Here is a 22,366-nt window from a genome sequence, read left to right on the forward strand (position 1 = left end):
GCCATGGCCGACACTATTAATCGAAGCGGCCGTAAAGGCTTTCTTGTCGATACTTCCAAGTGCATCGGCTGCCGCTCCTGCCAGGTGGCGTGCAAGCAGTGGAACAAACTGGAGGCGGACAAAACCGCCAACATGGGGAGCACCGAGAACCCGCGCGACCTGACCCCGGCGCTCTACAACCGCATCAGGTTCATCGAAAAGGAGAGCTCGGGCCAGACGGTATGGCAGTTTTTAAACCAGCGCTGCATGCACTGCGGCGACGCTGGGTGCATCAAGGTCTGCCCCTCCCCGGGTGCCTTGTACCGGACCAAGGAAGGGAGCGTCGTCTTCAACAAGGAGAAATGCATCGCCTGCAAGTACTGCGTCTCGGCCTGCCCCTTCAACATCCCGCGCTACGACAGCAACGACAAGGTCGCCAAGTGCCATCTCTGCTATGACCGGATCGCGGCAGGGATGTCCCCCGCCTGCGCCAAGGCGTGTCCCACCCAGGCGCTGCAGTTCGGCAACCGCAACGATCTGATAGCCAAGGCCACGGCCGCCAAGAAAAAGCTCTACGGGGTGGACGACCTCTTGGGGCTCGGGGTGGTCTACGCGCTGGAAGGGCCGCCCGAGCAGTACGGTTTGCCGGCGAAACCGGAGATACCCACCTCGATCTTCCTCTGGAAGGACGTCATCAAACCGCTGGGCATCCTCGGTTTCTGGGGGAGCATCGGCGCGGTGCTGCTGCACTACGTGACGGTCGGCCCGCAGCGCACCGAGGAGACGGAAGACAAGGGAGGAAGTCATGAGTAACTACATCGAGCGCTTCAGTACGCGGCAGCGCGTGCTGCATTGGATCGTGACCGCGAGCTTCTTCACCCTGGTCCTCTCCGGGGTGGGGCTCTTCTCGCGCCTGTTCAACGGCTACTTCAACTTCTTCGGCGGGGGGCAGAACGCGATCCTCATCCACAAGATCGCCGGACCCATCTTCTTCCTGAGTTCGGCCTACATGTACCTGGACCACAGGGCGGAGATCTCCAGCTTCGACAGCAACGACATGGAGTGGTTCAGGAAGGCGGGGGGCTACCTCTCACGCGAGCCGCATCATTTCCACATCGGCAGGTACAACCCGGGGCAGAAGATGTTCGCCCTGTTCATAGCGGTAGCCACCCTGGTATTGGGGATCACCGGCCTCTTCATCTGGGTCCCCACCGCTTTCCCGCGCTGGATCGTGCAGATCTCGCTGATGCTGCACGGGCTGATGTTCGTGGGTTCCATCATGTTCATGGTGCTGCACGTCTACCTGGCAACCATCGGCAACCCGGGGACGGTGCAGGGGATGCTCTACGGAGACGTCCGCAAGGATTGGGCGCGGCATCACCACCCGAGATGGTACAGGGAGCGGACCGGCGGGAAATAAACCTTGAGACCACACAGACAGGAGCCGGAAATGTACAGCACGGAGAGGAAAATCGAGGCGCTGCAGAGCGCGGTGCACCGGGCGCCGGAATATGCGGCCATCGCGCCGTTCTTCGCGGCGGTCTACCACTACCTGTTGCAGCACGAAGGAGGCACCGGCATCGGGGTAGAACTCGCCGGGGTGGACCAGGAGCAAAGGAGCTCGAACGGCTTTCCGCTCATCTCCCCCTCGGAGCTGAGGGTGGACCGGTTGGCATTGGTCACCTTCCTGGCCGGTTTGGTGACGGTGCTGGAGGCGGAGAGCACGGAGGGGGCGGCGGCGCTACGGAGTATCGGGGAGGCGCTGCAGACCGGAGAGCTCGACCCGGAGCCTATGCTGGCGGCCATATTGGAGCGGCGCCGCGCCCCGCTGGACGAGGCTTCCCTGGCACTTGGGGTGCCGGGACCGCTTCTTGAGTACATCCTGGAGATTCCGCTGAAGGCAGCGCTGGAGCCTTGCGCCGCCGTGCTCGGCGCGGGGGCCTTCCCCGGGTGGCACGAAAGCGTCTGCCCCGTCTGCGGCGCGCGTCCGGCCATGGCAGAGCTCTCAGGCGACGAAGGTGAGCGCCGCCTCTGCTGCTCGACCTGCAGCTACAGCTGGTCCTTCCGCAGGATCAAATGCCCGTCCTGCGGCTGCGAAGATCCGCAACAGCTCTCCTACTTCACCGCGGGCGAAGGGGCGACCAGGGTCGATACCTGCCGGGCTTGCAGCCGGTACATCAAGACGCGCGATACAAGGAAGGGTGGGGGCGAGGTGCCGCTGGAGGTGGAGGATCTGCTGACCATCCACCTGGACCTGCTGGCGTCCAGAGAAGGGTTCGTGAGGGGCAAGTAGAAAGGACAGCTTATGAAGAAGACAAGAGCTGCAAGACGGCCGGTCGCCGCGGGGGGGATAACCGGGGTCATCCTGGCGGGGGGGGTCTCCAGCCGCATGGGGAGCAACAAGGCCCTGCTTCCCTACCGGGGCGGGCGTTTCATCGAGTCGATCCACCGCCTGCTAGGGGAGCTCTTCGACGACGTGCTGCTGGTCACCAACACGCCGGAGCAGTACGACTTTCTCCCCTGCCGGAAGACAGGTGACCTGTACCCAGGGATGGGTACCCTGGCGGGGCTGCACGCCGGGCTGCAGCAGAGCCGGACCCCGTACATCTTTGCTGTTGCGTGCGACATGCCGTACCTGAACCCGGAGCTGATCGCCATGCTGGCGAGGTACCGGGACCGGGGGGACGTGGTGATCCCCCACGGAGACAAGGGGGCGGAGCCGCTGCACGCGCTGTACGGGAAAGGGTGTCTCCCGGCTATGGAGCGCTCGCTTGACGCCGGGAGGCGGCGCATCGTCTCCTTCTTTCCGGAGGTTAGGGTCTGGGATGTAACGCCGGATGAGGTAGCGCGCATCGACCCCCGCTTCGACTCCTTCAAGAACATCAACACGCCTGACGACTACTTCGCACTCAGGGAGGAGGAACGCGCGTTTTGCGGGCTTGCGCTACGGCCGGCGGCGGGCTCGGTCGAAGAGGCCGAGGGGAATGCTCGCGGCGCATTGAGCGTGACAGGATAGGGATCACTACTGAACCGGATTTTTGCCTGATCGCAGCGCCCTCACCCCCGCCCCTCTCCCAAAGGGCGAGGGGAGACAAGCACTCTCAGTGGACAATCTTGGCGGTGTAACCGCCGCCTGCGGCGGGGACCAACTCCATGTGGTTGGCGATGCAGGGAATCCGGTCCTCGGAGTGATGGTTCACGTAGAGGATCTGGGTGTCCCCCGTCCTTCCTAGGTGATCCACCAGCTTCAGCACCATCTCCCGGTTCACGTCGTCCAGTCCCTGGCACGGTTCATCCAGGATCAACAGGTCCGGCTGCTTCACCATGGCCCGGGCCAAAAGTACCAGCCTCTGCTCGCCATAGGAGAGCTCGCGGAAGGTGTCGCCGGCGCGGTGGTTCATGTGCAGCAGTTCCAGCCATTCCTGGGCGATTTCGAGCTGCCTGGGGGAAGGGTCTGAATAGACGCCGATGGAGTCGAAGAAGCCGGAGACGACCACCATCTTGGCGGAACCACCCACCCGGTAATCCTGCTGCAGCGTAGTGGAAACCAAACCGATCCGCTTCTTGATGTCCCAGACCGTCTCGCCGGTCCCCCGCTTCCTGCCGAAAAGAGCGATGTCGTTGGCGTAGGCCTGGGTGTTGTCCCCGCTGACGAGGCTCAGCAAAGTGGATTTCCCCGAGCCGTTCGGCCCCGTTATCTTCCAGTGCTCCCCGGGCGTTACGGTCCAGGAAAGCCCGGAGAGGACGGGTTTGCCGCCGTAAGAGACTTTCACGTCCTTCATCTCGACTAGCGGCACCCCAGCCGGAATCGGCTCAGGGCGGTGCGCGCAATCTATCTCCGGTAACCGGTCGGGAAGGGTGTAATGAAAGGCGTGGAACCGGCGCAGCGCCTCGGAATCGAGCATCTCGTTCTTGGTGCCGCTCATGAAGATGCGGCACTCTTTCAGGTAAGCCACGTGCGTGATTTCGGGGACGATCTCGCTGAAGCGGTTCAGGAGCAGGATCACCCGGATGCCGCGCCCGATGCAGCGGCTGATAAGGGTGCGCAGCACTTCGCAGGAATGCTGGTCCAGCCCGTCGAACGGCTCGTCCAGCACAAGCAGCTCCGGTTCCAGCAACAGGGATTTGCAGATCAAGACCTTGCGCATCTCTCCGGTGGAGAGGAACTTGATGCCACGCTCCAGGATGCCGGTGAACTCCATCTCCTGGACGAGTTCGAGCAGCGTCGCCTCGTCGGCGTGGGAGCCGGAGAGGATGAACTTGGCCACCGGTGTGCCTTGGGTGACGTAACCGAGAAAGTCGGAGTCGTCGTTGTAGCGTTCCGTTTCCAGGAGCTCGTCGATCTTCTCGAAGGAGACGTACCCGGCTTTGGCCGGGATGCGGCAGATGCCGGAAGCGACCTTCAGTTCGCCGCAGAGGAGTTTCCCCAGCGCCGATTTCCCCGAACCGTTGGCCCCGATGATGGCCCATTGCTCGTCCGCTTCAATGTTGAAGGTGATCCCTTCCAGGTTTTTCCCGTTGTGTATCTTGGCTACTGCGTCCTGCAAAACGATATTCACTGTTCCATCCGATATTTATTCGCCGCATTAGCGGCTTCTTGATGCTTAGACGTCATAAAGGTTATCCTCTGAAGTGGAGGAAAGTTATGTCTGAAAGAAAGAGAACGACAATCTATCTCGATGCGGCAATGCACAAGGCTTTAAAGCACAAGGCGCTGGAGACGTCGCGTTCGGTTTCCGATCTGGTCAACGATGCGGTGCGCAGGACACTCGCCGAGGACGCCGAGGATCTCGCTGCCTTTGAAGAACGGGCCCACGAGCCGCTGGTAACGTACGAGAGCCTGCTGAAAGAGTTGAAGGAAAATGGCCGGCTATAATGTCGTAGAAGTCGCCCACCGGCGCGAGGCGTATCGAGTAGTTGGCGGGATGTCCACGTTTCAGCACTGCTTCGCGGGTTGCACCACGACATTGTTGTCGGAGATGATCTTCCTGAATGGCTCTCTGGTGGTGGCCCAATCGACAACATCCACCTTCATCGGCAGGTCCGACTCATCGAATGCCTCGCGGAGAGCAGCCATAGTCGCAAGCGGCAGCGGCTGTTGAGAGATAACTGCAAGGTCAAGATCTGAGTAGCGTTTTGCTTTGCCATTGGTGCGGGACCCAAAAGCCCACACTTCCAGACCGGGAACAAGCTGATTCAATATCCGCTTCACCAGCTCCCATTCCTGCTGCTTCAGATCTATCCGGTGCTGCTCTTCCATCTCAATCACCCTTCCCTGCTTTTTGAAACCAATTGCCCGTACAGATATCTCGCTTCTTCGAGGAAGTCGGGGGCTACCGCGTAAACGGCCTCAGCCTTCCCTTCGTCATAGGTGTGGCTGCTGTCGGTGCGCGCCTGCCGATAGATTTTCCACATGGACCAATCGGAACGGAGCAACCCCTTCTCGTTGCCGGTCCGGATCAGGTTCTGGAAAGTGCTCAGGTCGTTTTCCTCAGGGCTGGCCGCTGTCTCTTCAAGGAACCTCCTGAGCATCTTGTGACTCAGCTCATAGGTGAACTCGAAGCACTGGATGACAGAGTTGCGCAGTTGTTCGAACAGGTCGCGATCTTCCGCCATAGGCGAATGCGCGAACCTTATGCTTTTTTCGAGCTGGCCTATGGCGCTTTGCAGCGGGCTGAAGTCGAGGCTCATATCGCACCGTCCTTTGTTGATGGAGAAGTACCGCTGCACTTATTATCAGAAGCGAAACAAACCGGCAATAAATAAAGGGGTGAGCGAAAGTCGCTCACCCCTTGTCTTTATAACCTGCCTGCGGGGTCCTACTTGTTGAGGAACTCCCTGCCAAAGGGCGACATCTGGCGCAGGCGGCTGATGATCGGGGGGAGTTCCCTGATCACGGCGTCGATCTCGGCGTCGGTGGTGAACCTGGAAAGCGAGAAGCGGATGGAGCCGTGAGCGCAGGTAAACGGAACACCCATGGCGCGCAGCACGTGGGACGGCTCCAGGGAGCCCGAGGTGCAGGCGCTGCCGGAGGAGGCGCAGATTCCCTTCTCGGAAAGGAGCAGCAGGATCCCCTCCCCTTCCACGAATTCCATGGCGATGGAAAGGGTGTTGGGGAGACGGTTGGTGCCGCCGCCGTTGATCCTGGTGTTGGGGATGAGCGCGGTCAGTTCGCGCTCCAGCCTGTCGCGCATCTCGCGCACGCGCCCCGCTTCCTCGGGCATGTGCAGGTGGGCAAGCTCGCAGGCCTTGCCCATGGCGATGATGGAGGCGGTGTTCTCGGTCCCCGCCCTGCGTCCGCGCTCCTGGTGCCCGCCGACCAGAAGCGGACGGAACGGCGTGCCGCGGCGCACGTAAAGAACGCCTACCCCTTTGGGGGCGTGCAGCTTGTGCCCGGAGAGGGAAAGGAGGTCAATGGCGGATTCGGCCATGTTGAGCGGGATCTTGCCCACGGCCTGAACGGCGTCGGTGTGGAACAGAGCGCCCTTCGCCTTCACCATCTTGGCGGCTTCCTCGATGGGGAAGATGACGCCGGTTTCGTTGTTGGCGTACATGAGGGAGACGATGACGGTATCGTCATCCAGCGCCGCCTCGAGTTCCTTCAAGTCAAGTTGCCCGTTGCCGTCCACGTTCAGCTCGGTGACCCGGTACCCGCGCTTGGTGAGGTTGCGGCACTGAGTGAGCACCGCGGGGTGCTCGACGCGGCTGGTTATGATGTGGCGCTTCTCGGGGAAGACCTCCAGCGCGGAACGAATGGCGGCGTTGTCGCTCTCGGTCCCGCAGGCGGTGAAGACGATCTCGTCGGGGAGCGCACCCAGAAGCGCGGCGACGCGGCTGCGTGCCTCGTCCACTTTCTTTTGCACCTGACCGCCGAAGAAGTGCATTGAGCTCGGGTTGCCGTACAGCTCGCAGAAATAGGGACGCATCTCCTCGAAAACCCGCTCGTCCACCCTGGTGGTGGCGTTGTTGTCAAGATAGATCTCTTTCATCCCTGAACCTCCTGCACGGTGATGTCAGGAGAAACCATCTCACGCAGCTTCTGCTCGACAAATTTCGCGGTGTTGCCGGAAGAGGCGCAGCCGGCGCATGCCTTGCGGAAGGCGACCTGCACGTTGGCACCGTCGATGTCGATCAGTTCGAGGTCGCCGCCGTCGGCCCAAAGCTGGGGACGGATCTCGTTCTCCAGGGTCTCCTGGATCAACTGCATCTTCTTCAGGTTGGTGAGCTTCGTCGGCCTCTCCGGCGCGGCCTTCTTCTCCTCGCCCATTACCTCGGCGATCAGCTCCTTGATCTTCGGGATGCAGCCGCCGCAGGCGCCGCCCGCCTTGGTGAAGTGGGTCACCTGTTCGGCGGTGTGCAGCTTGTTGGAGGCGATGACCTTCTTGAGGAAGATATCGGTCAGGCCGAAGCACTTGCAGACGATCTCACCCTCGGTCTCGACGTGGTCGTGTCCGTGCTTGGGCGCCTCGACGCCGCGGTATTTAGCGATGGCGACCTCGAGCGCCTCCTGCCCCATGACCGAGCAGTGCATCTTCTCTTCGGGGAGCCCCCCGAGAAAATCGGCGATCTCCTGGTTGCTGATCTGCAGCGCCTCGTCCAGGGTCTTCCCCTTCACCATCTCGGTGAGTGCGGAAGAAGACGCGATGGCGCTGCCGCAACCAAAGGTCTGGAACCTGGCATCGACGATCCGTTCTTTTTTCTCGTCCAGCTTTATGAACAGCTTAAGCGCGTCGCCGCAGGCCAGACTGCCCACCTCGCCAACCGCATCCGCATCGGTAATCTCTCCCACGTTCCGGGGGTTGAGGAAATGTTCTTTAACTTTATCTGTGTAGTCCCACATAGACCCTCCCTTCTAATTAGTCCGGGTATCATAGCGCAGAGCTGATAGAAAGAAAACCCAAAAACGCGCTTTTAACTACGGCACGTCAGTCGGGTATACCTCCCCGAGTGAACATCTGCGGGGAATTGCAATTCCCGCTCCGCACGCCCGTCCAATTGACCGATGACGAAGACTTCAATCAACTTAACTATCGATAATTTGGTCAAAAAAATTTCTACCCACAACGTCTGGCGGTCATACATGAAGAAGAGCCGCCCCCGCTATCTGTGTAAGAAAACAGCATAAGCAAGTATGAAGATATAGCGCTCCAAAAAAAATGGGGCACGGAGCTGCAATCCGATAATCCAATGAGAGAGGGTCCGATCACCCTCCTGTCATGGTGTTTCAGATGCATCCGCGTCCCATTTCATTTTTTCAAACCCGCCCCGGCGCCCTTCGCGTCAGGCGAAAAAACGCCATCGCTGTCGATTGTGCAACGCTTCGGGCTTTACGCTTTGCCCACGATGAACTCGCGGCCGGCTTCTAAAAGCGCCTGCAGGCGCGCCTCGCTGGAGGCCTCGGCGTAAAGCCGCACCACCGGTTCGGTCCCCGATTTCCTGAACAGGAGCCAGCTCCCGTCTTCGAGGATGAACTTGTTTCCGTCCACCGTCACCTTCTGCTTTACCGCGACTCCCGCAAAAGCGGCTGGGGTGGCCGTGATGCGCTCCGGGAAGACCTCTTCCAGTTCCGGGGACAAAGTGATGTTGACGCGCTTGGTGAGATAGCGTCCCACCTTCTCGTAGAGCTGCTCCAGCAGGGCTTTCACCGGCTTGCCTTCGCGAGCGACCATCTCGGCCACCAGCAGACAGGCCAGGATGCCGTCCTTTTCGGGGACGTGCCCCTTGATGGTGAGCCCGGCGCTCTCTTCGCCGCCGATGATGATCTTGTCCTGGCTGATCAGCTCGCCGATGAACTTGAAGCCCACCGGCGTCTCGAACACCTCGATCCCGTGCAGCTTGGCGACGGCGTCCACCAGATGCGAGGTGGCGACGGAGCGCCCTACCCCGCCGGTCATCCCCTTTACCCGGACCAGGTAATCGAGGAGCAGCGCGATGATGTAATTGGGCTCAATGAAACTGCCGTCGCTATCGACGATGCCGAAGCGGTCCGCGTCGCCGTCGGTGGCGATCCCCAGGGTGATGGAAGGGTCCTGCTGCACCAGCCGGATGAAGTCCTGGATGTATTTCTCGGAAGGTTCGGGGGGGAATCCGCCGAAGTAGGGGTCGCGATTGGCGTTCATCTGCACCACCTTGACACCGTGAGCCTTGAGCGGTTCGGCGAGGTAGCCGCGGGCGGTGCCGTAGAGAGGATTTACGGCGATGGTCCCCAACTTGGCGATGGCGGCGAAATCGACCTTGGTTGCCAGATCATCCAGATAGGCCTGCATCGGGTCGATCTCCACCAGAAGCCCCTTTTGCATCGCATCGTCGATGGAGCACTCCGTGTAGCAGATCTCTCCCGCCATCTCGTTGGCGCGGTTTTCGATGTCGGTGGTGGTCTGCGGCAGGGCAGGTCCCCCCCAGGAGGGGGAAAACTTGATGCCGTTGTATTCGGGGGGGTTGTGGCTGGCGGTGAAGTTGATGGCGCCGGCCGTGCCGCGCCTGAGGATCTCGAAGGCGATTACCGGGGTGGGGGTGTCGCGGATGCAAAGATAGGTGGTGATGCCGGCTCCAGTCAGCACGCGGGCGGCCTCCCGGGCGAAGGATTCGCCCATGAAACGGGAGTCGTATCCTACAATGATTCCCTTGCGTGCCTCGCCGGAGGCCTTGACGTTGTCCGCAATGGCCTGAGTGACTACCTTCACGTTCTCAAAGATGAAATCTTCGCACATGATGCCGCGCCAGCCAGAGGTGCCGAAAGTGATACGCTGCATAAATCCCTCCTGAACAATTGAATAGACACCAGATGGTGAGGTGAACACCCGCTCGCTCCGATGGAAGGAGGCGAAATCACAGCACCAAGCGGCCTGAAAAAATAATTACTAGAGATTAATGCATCGCTTTTGGAGAGTCAACTTTTTACGGAAAAAAGTGGGTTGACATTTTTCTTTCGAAATTGGTATGGTAGCCTCTATCAACGATTACGAAGGAATTCAGGAGGCTTAAAACATGCAATGTCAAACCGTACTTCCTGGTGCCGAGTGCACTTTCATGGGCAAACAAGGTTGTGTATTCACTGAAGGCGCTTGCCAGCCGGTAGTGGAAAATTGCGAGGGTTGTGACAGGGTCGTCGACGGCACCATCGGGAAGGTTTGCAGCGCATACCCCGCCCCCGAGAAGAAATGGTCCGCAGGCATCTGCAACTTCGCTACCCACGTGAAGGTTGAGCTCAAGACCGACGACGCCAAAGTCAACCCGCTGAAAGCATCCAAGAAAGCAGCAGGCGCCAAGAAGAAGAAGTAGCACACACCGAAACACGCTGTACCTTAAGGGGAGGACCGATACCGATGTCCTCCCCTTTTTTTGCTCAAAATCCCTCGTGGAGGTGCCCCATGCCCTTTGACTATCTGGCCTGCCCCGCCTGCGGCACCAGGGTCAAGCAGTACAAGAACCCTCTCCCGACGGTCGACGTCATCATCGAGCTGCCGGAGGGGATTGTTTTGATCGAGCGGCGCAACGAGCCTTTCGGGTGGGCGATACCAGGCGGCTTCGTCGACTACGGCGAGTCCCTTGAGGCCGCCGCGGCCCGGGAGATGCTGGAAGAGACCTCGCTCGAGGTGACCGAGCTGAGGCTTTTGGGATGCTATTCCGACCCTTCGCGGGACACCCGCAGCCACAATATCTCCACAGTGTATGTCGCCACGGCCGCAGGCACCCCGAAGGCAGGAGACGACGCCGCCAACCTGGCGGTGTTTCCCATCGACAAGCTGCCGCAGCCCCTTTGCTTCGACCACGGCAAGATCCTCTCCGACTACCGTCAAAGAAAAGAAGCGGGGACCATCTAGCGCCGCTTCAGCGAGAGCTGAAAAAAGGGGCGAGACGATCACTCGCCCCTCCCCCATTGTCCGTTCACATGCAGCCGAGCTTCATGCCTATAACTGACGATTGCCTTTCGTTGTCAATTATCAATTGTCAATTGTCAATTGGTTCACGCGCCTCTCCCCTCATTCGAAGAACCGTATCTGAGGCAAAGTCGGGATGAGCCCCAATTCGAAGGCATGGCGGAAGAACAGGCGCGCCCCCTCTATGTGCGCCTCGGTCAGCTCGTAGTTGATGGTGTTCCAGTAGTCCACCAGGTCGCTTTCCCCGATCCATTCCCGCTCCTGGCAGGATGCGGCGATCTCGGGGTAGCTGCGATAGGCGAGTTCCTTGGCCGCGACCAGGTCTCGTGCCAGCATGGTCATCCCGCCATGCTTCGCGGAGGCGGCGTCGCGCCTCACGATCCACAAGGCAAAGACAAAGGGGAGCCCGGTGAAGTCGTACCAGAGTTGCCCCAAGTCGTAGCAGTAAGCGGCGACTCCCGAGGCGGCACCCTTGAGGGCTGCGTCCCCGATCAGGAGCAGGCCCGGGAAGCGCTTGAGCGCCTCGACGAGAGGCTCGCGGGTCCTCTCGAAGCTGTTGCTGAAACCGTACTTCCGCGCCAAGAGCACCTTGAGCAGATTCACCGAGGTGTCGGATTCGGCGCTCAACCCGATGGAGCAGCCATCGAGCTCCTCCACCGGGACGGAGGAGAAGAGGAAAACGCTCTTGACCGCGCCGATGGAGCTGATGGAAAGGCTGGGGAGCAGGCAGTACTGCTCGTGCGCGGTAGCGTACTCGATCGACGAGGACGGGCTTAGATCGATCTCTCCCGAGCGGAGCATGGCGTTCAAGTCGGCCGGGACGCCGTCCACGAAGCGGTATCCGCTGCAGTCGAAGTGCGAGGCGAGAGCGGTGAAGATGGGGGTGCAGTTTGCGTACTTGATGTGTCCGATGTTGATAGTCACTGAAGAACTCCGGGGCTGTAAAAGGAAAAGGCGAGAGATGCTCTCGCCTTTTCCTGTATATGTGCATCTGATTCTTAATCTTCCGCTACGGCGACGTAATCCTCGTAGTGTTCGGCGGACATAAGGAGATTCGACTCCTCGGAGTCCGCCACCTCGATGACCACCAGCCACCCCGCGTCGTAAGGATCGTCGTTGACGAACTCCGGCGCGTTCCCCAGTTCTGAGTTTACCTCCAGCACGGTGCCGGAAAGCGGGGCGTACAGCTCGGCAACGGTCTTCCTCGCCTCGACGGACCCGAAGGAATCGTCCTGCTCCAACTCGTCGCCCGGTTCGGGAAGCTCGACGGAAGTGACGTTGCCCAATTCGGTCTGGGCATAATCGGTGATGCCGATTACGGCGCGTTCTCCTTCGATGCGCACCCACACGTGTTCCTTGCTGTATTTAAGCTCTTCGGGAAAGTCCATAGTTTACTCCAGTACCAGCCTTTCGATGAAGCCGGTGTCTATGTTCCCTTCGATGAAGTCTTTGTTGGCCATGATTCTCTTGTGGAACGGGATGGTGGTCTTGATCCCTTCCACGATGTACTCGTCCAGCGCGCGGGCCATCCTCTTGATCGCCTCTTCCCTGGTGTCGGCATGCACGATCAGCTTGGCGATCAGGGAGTCGTAGTGCGGCAGCACGGAGTAGTTGGTGTAGACGAAGGAGTCGACCCTGACGCCGAGACCGCCGGGGGTGTGGTGATCGGTGATCTTTCCCGGGCAGGGGGTGAATTTCACCGAGTCCTCCGCGTTGATGCGGCACTCGATGGAGTGTCCCTTGATCTTGATGTCGTCCTGGGTGTAGCGCAGTTTCAGGCCGTATGCGGAGCGGATCTGCTCCTTCACGACGTCCACGCCGGTCACCATCTCGGTCACCGGGTGCTCCACCTGGACGCGGGTGTTCATCTCCATGAAGAAGAAGTTGTTGTTCTTGTCGACGAGGAATTCCATGGTGCCGACGCTGCAGTAGTTGACCGCCTTGGCCGCGGCGACCGCAGCATCGCCCATCGCTTTCCTCAGTTCCGGAGTGGTGACGGTGGAGGGAGCCTCCTCGATCACCTTCTGGTGGCGGCGCTGGATCGAGCAGTCGCGCTCGCCCAGGTGCACCACGTTGCCGTGTTTGTCGGCGAGGATCTGGATTTCGACGTGGCGCGGACTCTCGCAGTAGCGCTCGATGTAGACCTCGGGGTTGCCGAAACCGGACTGCGCTTCGGCGCGCGCGGTGGCGAAGGCGTTCGGGAGCGCCGCCGGGGAGTGGACGATCTTCATGCCGCGTCCGCCGCCCCCCGCCGTGGCCTTGATGATGACCGGGAAGCCGATCTCCTTGGCGACGCGGATCGCTTCGTTGACGTCATGCACCCCTTCCTTGGTACCGGGAAGGATGGGGACGCCGACCTTGATGACCGCCTGGCGGGCGGAGATCTTGTCGCCCATGATGCGCATGCTTTCCGCGGTAGGTCCGATGAAGGTGATGCCGCACTTCTCGCAGATCTCTGCGAAGATCGGGTTCTCGGAGAGGAACCCGTAGCCGGGGTGGATCGCTTCCGCGTCGGTCAGTTCCGCCGCGGAGATGATGGCGTTTATGTTCAAGTAGCTGGAGAGGCTGGGGGGCGGACCGATGCAGACGCTCTCGTCGGCGAGCTTCACGTGGAGCGACTCGCTGTCGGCCGTGGAGTAGACGGCGACCGTCTTGATCCCCATCTCCTTGCAGGTTCTGATGATCCTGAGGGCGATCTCACCCCTGTTGGCGATAAGAATTTTATGAAACATTTATATCTCCAGAGAACAGATTAAGATTAAGACTAAGATTAAGTTTTAGACTAAGACTAAATCAGGAAGCGACATCAACTGAATCTAGTCCTGATCTTTATCTTTTTCCCAATCTGTTGTTACAGCTTTTCCACAACGAAAAGCGCGTCGCCGTACTCGACCGGTTGTGCGTTCTCTTTGCTGATCTTTACGATCTTGCACTTGAACTCGGCCTCGATCTCGTTCATGAGCTTCATAGCCTCGACGATGCAGAGGACCTGCCCTTTCTCGACGATCTGGCCGACCTCCACGTAGGGAGCCGCGTCCGGAGCCGGTGAGCGGTAGAAGGTGCCGACGATGGGGGAAGTGACCACGTCACCCTGCTCTTTTTCGGCGGCAGCCGGCGCAGCGGCCGGTGCTGCAGCTGCAGCTGCGGCGGGAGCGGCAGGAGCGTACTGGTACACCGGGGCCTGCATCTGGAACTGGGGAGCGGCGGAGCTGCACCCCCTTTTGATGACGACCTTGTCCTCTGCGTTTTCCAGCTCGAACTCGGTGATGTCGGTCTCGGTCACCATCTTTATCAGCATCTTCAGGTCTTTTATATCCACATCTATCTCCTTTGCATTTACGCTGATTGCATGATTAAAAGACTGCCCCGGAGCGCATCGGGTGCAGCCTGCTTGAAAACGGTCACGGCAATACGATCAGGTCCTTGGGGACCTTGGTGATGCGGCGGCAACCATGGGACTCGGCGACCACGGTGTCCTCGATCCTTACCCCGCCCCATCCCGGGATGTAGATCCCGGGCTCGATGGTGAATACCATACCCTCCAGGATCACGTTCTTGCTGCGCGGCGATGCCGCCGGGTGTTCATGAATATCTATGCCCACCCCGTGCCCGAGCCCGTGCCCGAAGTACTCGCCGAAGCCGCGCGAGGCGATGTAATCCCTTGCCACAGCGTCAAGGTCCCTGAAGCTCAGCCCCGGGTGAACGGCGTTCATGGCGGCGCGTTGGGCGCCCAGCACGGTCTCGTAGACCTCGCGCTGCCGGCTGTCCGGCTCGCCCAAGGAAACGGTCACCGTCTCGTCGGAGCAGTAACCGCCGTAGATGGCGCCGTAGTCGAAGGTGACCAGTTCCCCTTTTGCGAGCCTCTTCCCGGACGCCTTGCCGTGGGGAAGCGCGCCCCGTTCGCCCGAGGCGACGATGAAGTCGAAGGACTTGTTCTCCGCCCCCCTCTCCCTCATGGCAACCTCCAGCATCCAGGCGGCCTCGCTCTCCGTCATGCCGGGGGTGACCCGCGCCAGCGTCTCCAAAAGCGACTCCGAGGCGAGCGCGGCCACCCTTTCCAGGATCTCCAGCTCGCCGGCGTCCTTGACGCTGCGCAGCGCCGTCATCTCGGCGTCCGCCGGGAGGTATTCGATCTGCGGCGTTTTGCTGCAGAGCTCCTGGTAGACGGCAACCGTGGTGTGGGCCGCCTCGAAGGCTACCTTGGACGGCTGCAGCTTTTGCAGCAACTCGACCAGCGATTCCATCTTGTTGGAGAACTCGGCAACTCTTGCGCCTGTGACTTCGGCGCCGGCCTGGGAGGTGTAACGGGAATCGGTCAGAAACCACCCGTCGTCTGGCGAGAGAACCAGCAGCGCCTCGCTGCCGGTGAACCCGGTAAGGTATCTGATATTACTGAGGTTTGTGACCAGCAGCAGGTCGCCTCCGACCCGCTGGAGGCACCCCCTGGCCGCAGAGATTCTGTCTATTACCATAAACCCGCCCGTATGACAATCTTATTTTCCCAGCCGATCCGCCAGTGCGCGCAGTCCCAAAAGGTAGCTGTCGGCGCCGAATCCGCAGATCTGGCCGAGCGCAACGGGGGCTATATAACTGTGGCTTCTGAATGGCTCCCTGGCGTGAACGTTGGAGAGATGCACCTCCACAGCGGGGAGCGCCACTGCGGCGATGGCGTCGCGGATGGCGACGCTGGTGTGGGTATAGGCAGCAGGGTTGATGAGAATTCCCTGGCAATCGGCCATGGCTCCCTGGATGGCGTCAACCATGGCCCCTTCCGAATTGGTCTGCAGGATGCGCAGCTCCAGCGAGAGCTCAGAGGCAAGCGCCATGAGCGACTGGTTGATCCCCTTCAGCGTTGTGGTGCCGTAGACCCCAGGCTCGCGGGTGCCGAGCAGGTTCAGGTTCGGTCCGTGAAGGACCAATATCCTCACGACTGTTTTTGTCATCGCAGCGCCTCCGCAAAACCGGGGGCGGCGCGCTTCAAGAGGTAGCGCCCCTTGCCGAAGTTGCCGTCGGCGGTCATGATGAGCGCCACGAAGAAGTCGTCGCTGATCCCGCGCACGACGACGCTGCATTCCCCGGTGATGATGGAAACCTCTTCCAGCTCGCCGGTCTTCAGCACCCCGACCGTTCTCTTGATTTCTTTCAGGACCGAGGCGTATTCGACGGTCATGGTCTGCACGTCGATCCCTGCCGATTCCTTCACATACTCATCGATGGAGATGCCGTCGTATCCCATGATGACGCCGCCAAGGCCGCCGCCGCTTTCCTCGACGATCGACTTGAGTATCGCCTTAAACCCCATCTTTTCTTCTCCTTATGTTTTCCAGCCAGCGTTGCAGCTCGACCTCGACTTCGCCGGCGCCACCGGTCGGCGCGCTCCGCGTCTCGAAGGCCTCCAGGGCAGGCTCTTCCATGACGGACGGGGATTCGATGGCAAACGCCGCCTCGGCGGTTGCCGGAAATTCCAGCTTAGCCGGCGTCTCCAAGGCGGCAGGTATCGGCAGGTCGGAGGTCCTTTCTGCTTCAGGCATGCCTTCCGGCTCGACAGGGACATCCCAGCCGGCTTCCAAATCGTCGGTTTCCTCCGGCAGTTCCGCGGCGGGCGCGGTCGCGGCAGCCGGTCCCTTTGCCGCACCTGCGGGCTCGGCAGGCATCTGCTGCAATTCCAGCATTTCCTGAAGTTCCGCGCAGCGCAGCCGGTACTGCGAGTTGGACGGGTGCGCGGTGATGAGCTCCCGGTAGATCCCCAGCGCCTTCTCGATGAACCCCTGCGAGACGTAGAGTTCAGCCAGGGTCGCAGTGGTCAGCGGATCGGGGGTGGCAGCGTCGCTCCGTTGCGGGGGTAGAGGCTCGACCTCGACCTCTTCCAGGTCCTCGATGGCCCAGATGTCGTCGTCTTCCAGGGGCGCCGCGGCAACCGGCGCCTGGTGGGGGGCCGGTTCCACCGCGGGACGGAGGGGAGCGGCAAAATCCTCTTCCACCACCTCCTCCAGTTCCTCTATGATCTCGAGATCCTCCAGCACTTCCTCGGGTTCCTCCCGGGAGGAAGTGACGGCGACCGAGTTCAGCAAAAGCGAACTCTCCAGGTCATCCGGGTCCTGCTGCAGCGCCTGCTCCAGCACCTTGCGCGCCAGAACCACCTCATTTTGTTCCACGTAGAGCTGTCCCAGGAGTTTCAGGGCCTCAAGATGGTTCGGCTGGAGCGCCACCGCACGCTCCAAGGCGGCGCGCGCCTGGCCGGTAAGCCCCTTCGCGTAACAGGCGGTGCCAAGGGCGAGGAAGCCGGCAGGGAGGTCGGGATGTGCGGCGCACCCTTTCTCAGCCACCATGATGGCATCGTCCAGAAGGCCAAGCTTTCGGTACAGCTCCGAGAGGGGCGCGAAGCACAGGCTCTTGGCATCGGTTGCCAGCATGTCCTCGTAGCGCTGTATCTCCGTCCAGAAGGATAAAGCGTCCTCTACCATGTCATTCTCCTATGCCACAGATCTCCAGAAGCGCCCCCAGGTCGGTGAGCCTCTCCATGCGATAGGCGCCAATCCCCTGGTTGCAGATGAACAAGAGCCCCTTGTCGCGTACCTTCTTGTCGTGCGAGAGCGCCTCCCTGTACTGCCGAGCCGGGAAGGAAGGAAGTTCCGTCGGCAGCCCGAGCGCCACGACCAGGGCTTCGATGCGCTCCCGGTCCGCCTGGGAGCAGAAGCCGTAGTGCTGGGAGATCCGCGCAGCCTGTACCATGCCGATAGCGACCGCCTCCCCGTGCAGATAGCGGGTGTAACCGGTAAGGGTCTCCACGGCGTGCCCCAGGGTGTGCCCGTAGTTCAGCACGGCGCGCACCCCCCCTTCCCGCTCGTCCTCCGCCACGACCTTCGCCTTGATGGCGCAGCTGCGGCTCACCGCCTGGATCAGGGCCTCCTTGTCGCGGGCCAATAGCAGTTTCGCGTTTGTTTCCAGGAAGTCGAAAAAGCCGCCGTCCAGCACCGCACCGTACTTGACGATCTCTCCCAGACCGCTCAGGAACTCCCTTTCCGGCAGGGTATCGAGGGTGGCGACGTCGATGAGGACCGCTTTGGGCTGGTAGAAGGCGCCGATCAGGTTCTTGCCGCGGGGATGGTTGATGCCGGTCTTGCCGCCGACACTGGAGTCGACCTGGGAGAGGAGCGTGGTGGGGATCTGGACGAAGGGGATGCCGCGCAGGTAACTTGCGGCGGCGAACCCGGCCATGTCGCCGATGACCCCGCCGCCCAACGCCAGGATGAAGGAGCCGCGGTCCAGCGAGGCGTCGACCAGGCCGTCGTAGATCAGGTTGAGCGTAGCGCTGTTTTTGTACCCCTCGCCGTCCGGGAGAGTCACCGGCACCACCCGGTACCCTGCGCGCTCCATGGAAAGGCGGACCGTTTCGTAGTAGAGCGGGGCCACGGTGGTGTTGCTGACCACCGCCGCCGTTCCGGACAGACCGACTTCACGGCAAAGGGAACCGATTCTGTCGAGATTGCCGGCGCCCATTTCGATGTCGTAGCTCCGTTCGTCGAGCGCGACCCTGATCTTTTCAGCTATCACAAAAACCCCTTCAAAGAATCGATTACTTCCGAGGCAACCGCCTCGACACTCTTGCCTGTAGTGTCGAGGCGCAGGTCGGCGTCGGCGTAGAACTGTTCGCGCCCTTGCAGCATGAAGCTTATCCGCTCCACCGATGCGTCCGCGGCGAGAAGAGGGCGTTCGCTGTCGCCGGAGACGCGTGCGGCGATGGTCTCTACGCTCGCGGTGAGGTTGACGATGCGGCCGGCGCCCCGCATGGCTTCCCGGTTCTGTTGCGCGATCACCGCCCCGCCGCCGGTGGAAATAACCTGTGACTGGCGGGAAGCAACTTCCGCCAATGCGGCGGTCTCAACTTCCCTGAAAGCCGGCTCTCCCTTTGAAGCGAAGATTTCCTTGATGCTGGTACCCGCCCGGTCCACGATCACCTGATCCAGGTCGACGAAGGTCCAGCCGAGCCTTTGGGCGAGGACGCGGCCGACGCTGGTCTTGCCGCACCCCATGAAGCCGGTGAGAAAGATGTTGTTCTTCAAAGAAACCCCGAAAAATCCATAATCGGAACACAGAGGTCACTGAGGTCCACGGAGGTCACAAAGGAAAAAACTGGTTAAAGGTTACATCTACAGGTCTTTCATCTGTGTTTCCCCAGATGTTCCTCTGTGAACCTCTGTGTCCTCAGTGGTGAGAGCCTTTGGCTTAGAATTCCCGCAGGTACTCTATGTACGAGGAGTAATTCCTGGCGGTCTCGGCAACGGAGTCGCCGCCGAACTTGTCCATGAAGGCGGAGGCTATCTCGATGGCGACCACCGCTTCGGCGACGACCGACGCCGCCGGGACGGCGCAGCAGTCGGAGCGCTCCACCGTCGCCTCGAACGGCTCCTTGGTCAGGATGTCCACCGACTGCAGCGGCTGGTACAGGGTCGGTATCGGCTTCATGGCGCCGCAGATCACGATCTCCTCGCCGTTGGTGATACCCCCTTCCAGCCCGCCGGCGCGGTTGGTGTTGCGGTAAAAGCCGGTCTTCTCCCCGCGCGCCACCCGCTGCTGGTCGAAGAAGATTTCGTCATGCACCTGCGAGCCCGGAAGCCGCGCCGTTTCGAAACCGGCACCGACCTCGACTCCCTTGAAGGCCTGGATGCTCATCACCGCCGCGGCGAGCCGGGCGTCCAGTCTGCGGTCCCACTGCACGTGGCTCCCAAGCCCAACCGGCAGGCCGGTCACCCTCACCTCGACCACACCACCCAGCGTGTCCCCGGCGTCCTTGGCGCGGTCGATGGCGGCGATCATCTCCAGTTCCGCCTTGGGGTCGTAGGTGTAGACCGGGGAAGCGGCGATTCTCTCCTGCAGCGCTTTAACGCCCAGGTCGGGACGCTCGGCCTTCACCCCGCCCAACTCGAGAACGCAGCCGGTCACCGCAATGCCGAAACGGGCGAGATACGCCTTGGCCACGGCTCCGACCGCCACGCGGACGGCGGTCTCGCGGGCGCTGGAGCGCTCGAGGATGTTGCGCACGTCGCTTTGGCAATACTTCATCGCACCGGGGAGATCGGCATGGCCGGGCCGTGCGCGGGTAACCCTGATGCTGTCGTCGCGGTGCTCTGCGTGGGGGGACATGCGCTCTTCCCAGTTGACCCAGTCGGAGTTTTCCACCACCAGGGTGATCGGGGACCCCATGGTCTCCCCCCAGCGGACGCCGGACAGGATTTGCACCTTGTCCGTCTCGATCTTCATGCGGCCGCCCCGGCCGTACCCTCCCTGCCTGCGCGCGAGATCGACGTTGATGTCGGCTTCGCTGATCTTGAGGCCGGAAGGGACACCTTCAACGATGGCAGTCAACTGCGGACCGTGCGACTCCCCCGCGGTGAGATATCTAAACATGCATACTCCTAACATCGATTTTCAAATGCCGGTTCAAGCGGCAACGCAATTATCTCGGCGAATGCGGCGGATAATATCAACAAATACAGCCACAAGCAAAACAATATCACCGGACAAACGAAAGCCAGGCTATTTCCCTGGCTTTCTTAGAATGTTGATCGCTTTATTAAGTTACGCTGCGGCTAGAAGCTACCGGTTACTGCTATTAGCTTCGTGGTCTCTAGTCCCTTTGGTGTGGTGACCTTGATGGTGATGTATCCTGTTTGCGCCTTGGGTGTTTCTGTAGCGGCTAGGTTGAAGGAGAGCGTTACCCCATACCCTATATTCTGAGGCACCGTGTAACTTGTGTTCCCAGTAAGCTTGCCGAAAGGGGCCGCCGTTGTGATGGTAGTACCAGATGGCATTGTGTTGCCGTTAAGGTCGCTAACCGTAACAGTGAAAAGTCCCGGCGCCAACAGCGTGTTGGTAGAGGTCGTTATGCTAGCCGCTGAGGTCGACATAATGAGAACAGAATTGCTGAAGACGTGTTTAGAAATCGCCGCTCCGCTGTTTCCACTGCCCTGGAGGACGCCGTTGTATTTGCCGTCACCAGCGCTGTAAAGCCGGTCCCCATTAAAATCTATAAAGGTTTCAGTGGCGTCATGTACGCCGTTTTCGTTGTCATCACGGAAGGCCTCGGGATCGTCCTGTATAGTATCGACACCCACATCGGCCAAACCGTTGCCGTTAAGATCAAGGAAATATTCCTCACCTAGCGCATAGGCAAGAACTACTGCGCGTCCATTAGCCAAGGCGCCACCTGCTATGGTGGGACGTGGGTTTTGGCTGGTCCAGTTGACCGTACAGGTCCCCTTAACGGTGACGCAGGACGGGTCGATCATTCCGCCGGACGTGGTGAAAGAGACAGCAGTTCCGTCAGGAACCGGGTTGTGAAAATGATCGGATAAACGCGCGGTAACGCTGGAAGTAACGCCGTCGTAGTTGTATGCCTCAGGATTCATATTACCAAGCGATACGGAGAAACCATCTTGCGAAGGTACGCCAGTAGATACAGTAAGCTGATCAGATTGGGTGGTAAGCGTGGTGCTTCCGACCACAGTTGAGGCGGTGACTCGGACCGGCGTTGCTATAACACCGGATTGCACTCGGGTGCTGACCAAACCGTTCGAATCGGTGCTACCGGTCGCTGTGGACAGAGTCAATCCACCGACGTTGGTGTTTAGTGCGAACGTTACGGCTTGATTCGCCTTGGGATTACCGACGGTGTCGACAACCTTGAAGTTGACAAGAGAGCTGTCTTGAACCCCTACTCCCCCCATTCCTTTGAGACCGATAGTAACGGGAGATGCTGAAACGAATGAAATGGACGCTGCAGTCAGAGGGATAACAGTAAGGGTAATAGGTTTGGAAGAACCTGCGATTGAAGCTGTAATGGTGTCATCTCCGGATGCCGTGACCGCAGTGTAAGTGGTCGAAGCAGTGCCGTTGACTGTAGAGACCGGAGAGTTAATAGTAGCCTTACTTTGTCCTGACATAGTCGAAGTGAAAACTACGTCCACGGACTGAGCGATATAAAGATTGCCGTTCGCATCTAGGACATCAACGGCGACACCTTGACTGCTACCGTAATTTATACGGCCACTAGCATTATCAACAAGCCGCAGGTTCGAGAGCGTCAGTGGCGGCAGATTAACGCTGAAAAGTCCAGTGGAGGTAATTAGCCTGTTGTCGACAGTCGCAGAAGCAGTTAGCTGTCCCTGGCCTGAAGTGGAGCCGGCAGTCAAAGTGACTGTCGCGACACCGTTTCCGTCGGTACGGATACCACTTGCAGGAGTCAGAGTTCCCATAGTGGTGGAAAACGTTACAGCCACCCCGGCTGCGGGCGTGCCGTCTACTTTCCTAAAAGTCGCAGTGGCGGTTGTGGTCCCGGCGATGTTCAAGGAGGTATTGACGATGCTGAGGGCAACGTTCGATGAGCCGATAGTGATTGTAGGGCCTGCAGCGCCGGAATTGCCGCCACCAGAGCAACCGACAATGAACAGCATTAGGCAGGCTAAGGCAGCTGCAGAAAACATCTTAAACGGTTTGTATGTTCTCAT

Annotated in this window: 25 protein-coding genes; 7 read left to right on the forward strand and 18 right to left on the reverse strand. The window is 60.2% G+C overall.

Annotated elements, in window-relative coordinates; all coding sequences use genetic code 11:
- Positions 1 to 3 precede the first annotated feature (3 nt).
- The 4 genes from K419_RS0100690 to mobA are packed head-to-tail and all read left to right on the forward strand — an operon-like array spanning position 4 to position 2,995.
- Positions 4 to 792: a 4Fe-4S dicluster domain-containing protein gene (locus K419_RS0100690; RefSeq protein WP_026839863.1), complete on the forward strand. Its 789-nt coding sequence runs from the start codon at positions 4 to 6 to the stop codon at positions 790 to 792.
- The gene (locus K419_RS0100695) at positions 785 to 1,399 is read left to right on the forward strand and encodes a formate dehydrogenase subunit gamma (protein ID WP_012530008.1); all 615 of its coding nucleotides are present in this window, start codon (positions 785 to 787) and stop codon (positions 1,397 to 1,399) included. The genes K419_RS0100690 and K419_RS0100695 overlap by 8 nt, the downstream gene beginning before the upstream one ends.
- A 30-nt stretch (positions 1,400 to 1,429) precedes the next feature.
- The gene (locus tag K419_RS0100700; protein WP_026839864.1) at positions 1,430 to 2,272 is read left to right on the forward strand and encodes a formate dehydrogenase accessory protein FdhE; all 843 of its coding nucleotides are present in this window, start codon (positions 1,430 to 1,432) and stop codon (positions 2,270 to 2,272) included.
- A 12-nt stretch (positions 2,273 to 2,284) separates the two neighbouring features.
- Positions 2,285 to 2,995 (forward strand): molybdenum cofactor guanylyltransferase, encoded by a 711-nt coding sequence (gene mobA / locus K419_RS21440; RefSeq protein ID WP_035496726.1) that lies wholly within the window; start codon positions 2,285 to 2,287, stop codon positions 2,993 to 2,995.
- 85 nt (positions 2,996 to 3,080) lie between these two features.
- Here mobA and modF read toward each other — a convergent pair whose 3' ends face one another.
- On the reverse strand, positions 3,081 to 4,538 hold the full coding sequence (modF, locus tag K419_RS0100710; protein WP_026839865.1) for a molybdate ABC transporter ATP-binding protein ModF: 1,458 nt from the start codon (positions 4,536 to 4,538) through the stop codon (positions 3,081 to 3,083).
- An 86-nt stretch (positions 4,539 to 4,624) separates the two neighbouring features.
- Here modF and K419_RS0100715 point away from each other — a divergent pair, with 86 nt between their 5' ends.
- Complete coding sequence (locus tag K419_RS0100715; protein ID WP_026839866.1) at positions 4,625 to 4,855, forward strand: ribbon-helix-helix protein, CopG family; 231 nt, start codon at positions 4,625 to 4,627, stop codon at positions 4,853 to 4,855.
- Between the two features lie 60 nt (positions 4,856 to 4,915).
- Here K419_RS0100715 and K419_RS0100720 read toward each other — a convergent pair whose 3' ends face one another.
- From K419_RS0100720 to K419_RS0100740, 5 genes are all read right to left on the reverse strand, one after another.
- On the reverse strand, positions 4,916 to 5,239 hold the full coding sequence (locus tag K419_RS0100720; RefSeq protein ID WP_026839867.1) for a nucleotidyltransferase family protein: 324 nt from the start codon (positions 5,237 to 5,239) through the stop codon (positions 4,916 to 4,918).
- A gap of 5 nt (positions 5,240 to 5,244) precedes the next feature.
- Positions 5,245 to 5,670, reverse strand: a complete 426-nt coding sequence (locus K419_RS0100725; RefSeq protein ID WP_026839868.1) for an HI0074 family nucleotidyltransferase substrate-binding subunit — start codon at positions 5,668 to 5,670, stop codon at positions 5,245 to 5,247.
- Between the two features lie 128 nt (positions 5,671 to 5,798).
- Positions 5,799 to 6,968, reverse strand: a complete 1,170-nt coding sequence (nifS, locus tag K419_RS0100730; RefSeq protein ID WP_026839869.1) for a cysteine desulfurase NifS — start codon at positions 6,966 to 6,968, stop codon at positions 5,799 to 5,801.
- Entirely contained in the window at positions 6,965 to 7,819 is an 855-nt protein-coding gene (gene nifU / locus K419_RS0100735; protein ID WP_026839870.1) for a Fe-S cluster assembly protein NifU, read from the reverse strand. The genes nifS and nifU overlap by 4 nt, the downstream gene beginning before the upstream one ends.
- Before the next feature lie 487 nt (positions 7,820 to 8,306).
- Positions 8,307 to 9,731 (reverse strand): phosphoglucomutase/phosphomannomutase family protein, encoded by a 1,425-nt coding sequence (locus tag K419_RS0100740; protein WP_026839871.1) that lies wholly within the window; start codon positions 9,729 to 9,731, stop codon positions 8,307 to 8,309.
- Positions 9,732 to 9,966: 235 nt separating this feature from the next.
- On the opposite strand from K419_RS0100740, the gene K419_RS0100745 reads away from it, so the two are divergent.
- Positions 9,967 to 10,260, forward strand: coding sequence for a PxxKW family cysteine-rich protein (locus tag K419_RS0100745; RefSeq protein ID WP_012530000.1), 294 nt, complete (start codon positions 9,967 to 9,969; stop codon positions 10,258 to 10,260).
- A gap of 89 nt (positions 10,261 to 10,349) precedes the next feature.
- A complete protein-coding gene (locus K419_RS0100750) occupies positions 10,350 to 10,802 on the forward strand; it encodes an NUDIX domain-containing protein (RefSeq protein ID WP_026839872.1) in 453 nt (150 codons plus the stop codon).
- A 159-nt stretch (positions 10,803 to 10,961) separates the two neighbouring features.
- On the opposite strand, the gene K419_RS0100755 is transcribed toward K419_RS0100750, so the two are convergent.
- The 12 genes from K419_RS0100755 to K419_RS23400 form a co-directional block, all read right to left on the reverse strand.
- Complete coding sequence (locus tag K419_RS0100755) at positions 10,962 to 11,783, reverse strand: menaquinone biosynthetic enzyme MqnA/MqnD family protein (protein ID WP_026839873.1); 822 nt, start codon at positions 11,781 to 11,783, stop codon at positions 10,962 to 10,964.
- 74 nt (positions 11,784 to 11,857) lie between these two features.
- A complete protein-coding gene (gcvH, locus tag K419_RS0100760) occupies positions 11,858 to 12,247 on the reverse strand; it encodes a glycine cleavage system protein GcvH (RefSeq protein ID WP_026839874.1) in 390 nt (129 codons plus the stop codon).
- A 3-nt stretch (positions 12,248 to 12,250) separates the two neighbouring features.
- On the reverse strand, positions 12,251 to 13,591 hold the full coding sequence (accC, locus tag K419_RS0100765; RefSeq protein WP_026839875.1) for an acetyl-CoA carboxylase biotin carboxylase subunit: 1,341 nt from the start codon (positions 13,589 to 13,591) through the stop codon (positions 12,251 to 12,253).
- Positions 13,592 to 13,710: 119 nt separating this feature from the next.
- Positions 13,711 to 14,178 (reverse strand): acetyl-CoA carboxylase biotin carboxyl carrier protein, encoded by a 468-nt coding sequence (gene accB, locus K419_RS0100770; RefSeq protein WP_026839876.1) that lies wholly within the window; start codon positions 14,176 to 14,178, stop codon positions 13,711 to 13,713.
- An 82-nt stretch (positions 14,179 to 14,260) separates the two neighbouring features.
- Positions 14,261 to 15,331, reverse strand: coding sequence for a M24 family metallopeptidase (locus K419_RS0100775; protein ID WP_026839877.1), 1,071 nt, complete (start codon positions 15,329 to 15,331; stop codon positions 14,261 to 14,263).
- A 21-nt stretch (positions 15,332 to 15,352) separates the two neighbouring features.
- A complete protein-coding gene (aroQ, locus tag K419_RS0100780; protein WP_026839878.1) occupies positions 15,353 to 15,787 on the reverse strand; it encodes a type II 3-dehydroquinate dehydratase in 435 nt (144 codons plus the stop codon).
- 11 nt (positions 15,788 to 15,798) lie between these two features.
- Entirely contained in the window at positions 15,799 to 16,161 is a 363-nt protein-coding gene (locus K419_RS0100785) for a roadblock/LC7 domain-containing protein (protein ID WP_026839879.1), read from the reverse strand.
- On the reverse strand, positions 16,151 to 17,323 hold the full coding sequence (locus tag K419_RS0100790) for a tetratricopeptide repeat protein (protein ID WP_026839880.1): 1,173 nt from the start codon (positions 17,321 to 17,323) through the stop codon (positions 16,151 to 16,153). Before K419_RS0100790 ends, K419_RS0100785 begins: the two co-directional genes overlap by 11 nt.
- A 1-nt stretch (position 17,324) precedes the next feature.
- Positions 17,325 to 18,413, reverse strand: a complete 1,089-nt coding sequence (gene aroB, locus K419_RS0100795) for a 3-dehydroquinate synthase (protein ID WP_026839881.1) — start codon at positions 18,411 to 18,413, stop codon at positions 17,325 to 17,327.
- A complete protein-coding gene (locus tag K419_RS0100800) occupies positions 18,410 to 18,922 on the reverse strand; it encodes a shikimate kinase (protein WP_026839882.1) in 513 nt (170 codons plus the stop codon). Before K419_RS0100800 ends, aroB begins: the two co-directional genes overlap by 4 nt.
- Before the next feature lie 163 nt (positions 18,923 to 19,085).
- Positions 19,086 to 20,267, reverse strand: a complete 1,182-nt coding sequence (gene aroC, locus K419_RS0100805) for a chorismate synthase (protein WP_026839883.1) — start codon at positions 20,265 to 20,267, stop codon at positions 19,086 to 19,088.
- Between the two features lie 182 nt (positions 20,268 to 20,449).
- Positions 20,450 to 22,366: an Ig-like domain-containing protein gene (locus K419_RS23400; RefSeq protein WP_156912162.1), complete on the reverse strand. Its 1,917-nt coding sequence runs from the start codon at positions 22,364 to 22,366 to the stop codon at positions 20,450 to 20,452.

This window comes from Citrifermentans bremense R1 (assembly GCF_000426865.1).
GTDB lineage: Bacteria > Desulfobacterota > Desulfuromonadia > Geobacterales > Geobacteraceae > Geomonas > Geomonas bremensis.

Bases quoted from the DNA above. Each gene is read 5' to 3' on its own strand.
- K419_RS0100700 (WP_026839864.1), top strand. From the start codon at position 1,430: ATGTACAGCACGGAGAGGAAAATCGAGGCGCTGCAGAGCGCGGTGCAC.
- K419_RS0100750 (WP_026839872.1), top strand. From the start codon at position 10,350: ATGCCCTTTGACTATCTGGCCTGCCCCGCCTGCGGCACCAGGGTCAAG.
- K419_RS0100790 (WP_026839880.1), bottom strand. From the start codon at position 17,323: ATGGTAGAGGACGCTTTATCCTTCTGGACGGAGATACAGCGCTACGAG.
- aroC (WP_026839883.1), bottom strand. From the start codon at position 20,267: ATGTTTAGATATCTCACCGCGGGGGAGTCGCACGGTCCGCAGTTGACT.
- K419_RS0100725 (WP_026839868.1), bottom strand. From the start codon at position 5,670: ATGAGCCTCGACTTCAGCCCGCTGCAAAGCGCCATAGGCCAGCTCGAA.
- K419_RS0100690 (WP_026839863.1), top strand. From the start codon at position 4: ATGGCCGACACTATTAATCGAAGCGGCCGTAAAGGCTTTCTTGTCGAT.
- accC (WP_026839875.1), bottom strand. From the start codon at position 13,591: ATGTTTCATAAAATTCTTATCGCCAACAGGGGTGAGATCGCCCTCAGG.
- nifS (WP_026839869.1), bottom strand. From the start codon at position 6,968: ATGAAAGAGATCTATCTTGACAACAACGCCACCACCAGGGTGGACGAG.
- K419_RS0100695 (WP_012530008.1), top strand. From the start codon at position 785: ATGAGTAACTACATCGAGCGCTTCAGTACGCGGCAGCGCGTGCTGCAT.
- K419_RS0100785 (WP_026839879.1), bottom strand. From the start codon at position 16,161: ATGGGGTTTAAGGCGATACTCAAGTCGATCGTCGAGGAAAGCGGCGGC.
- K419_RS0100775 (WP_026839877.1), bottom strand. From the start codon at position 15,331: ATGGTAATAGACAGAATCTCTGCGGCCAGGGGGTGCCTCCAGCGGGTC.
- K419_RS23400 (WP_156912162.1), bottom strand. From the start codon at position 22,366: ATGAGAACATACAAACCGTTTAAGATGTTTTCTGCAGCTGCCTTAGCC.
- K419_RS0100745 (WP_012530000.1), top strand. From the start codon at position 9,967: ATGCAATGTCAAACCGTACTTCCTGGTGCCGAGTGCACTTTCATGGGC.
- gcvH (WP_026839874.1), bottom strand. From the start codon at position 12,247: ATGGACTTTCCCGAAGAGCTTAAATACAGCAAGGAACACGTGTGGGTG.
- K419_RS0100715 (WP_026839866.1), top strand. From the start codon at position 4,625: ATGTCTGAAAGAAAGAGAACGACAATCTATCTCGATGCGGCAATGCAC.
- mobA (WP_035496726.1), top strand. From the start codon at position 2,285: ATGAAGAAGACAAGAGCTGCAAGACGGCCGGTCGCCGCGGGGGGGATA.
- K419_RS0100720 (WP_026839867.1), bottom strand. From the start codon at position 5,239: ATGGAAGAGCAGCACCGGATAGATCTGAAGCAGCAGGAATGGGAGCTG.
- K419_RS0100740 (WP_026839871.1), bottom strand. From the start codon at position 9,731: ATGCAGCGTATCACTTTCGGCACCTCTGGCTGGCGCGGCATCATGTGC.
- nifU (WP_026839870.1), bottom strand. From the start codon at position 7,819: ATGTGGGACTACACAGATAAAGTTAAAGAACATTTCCTCAACCCCCGG.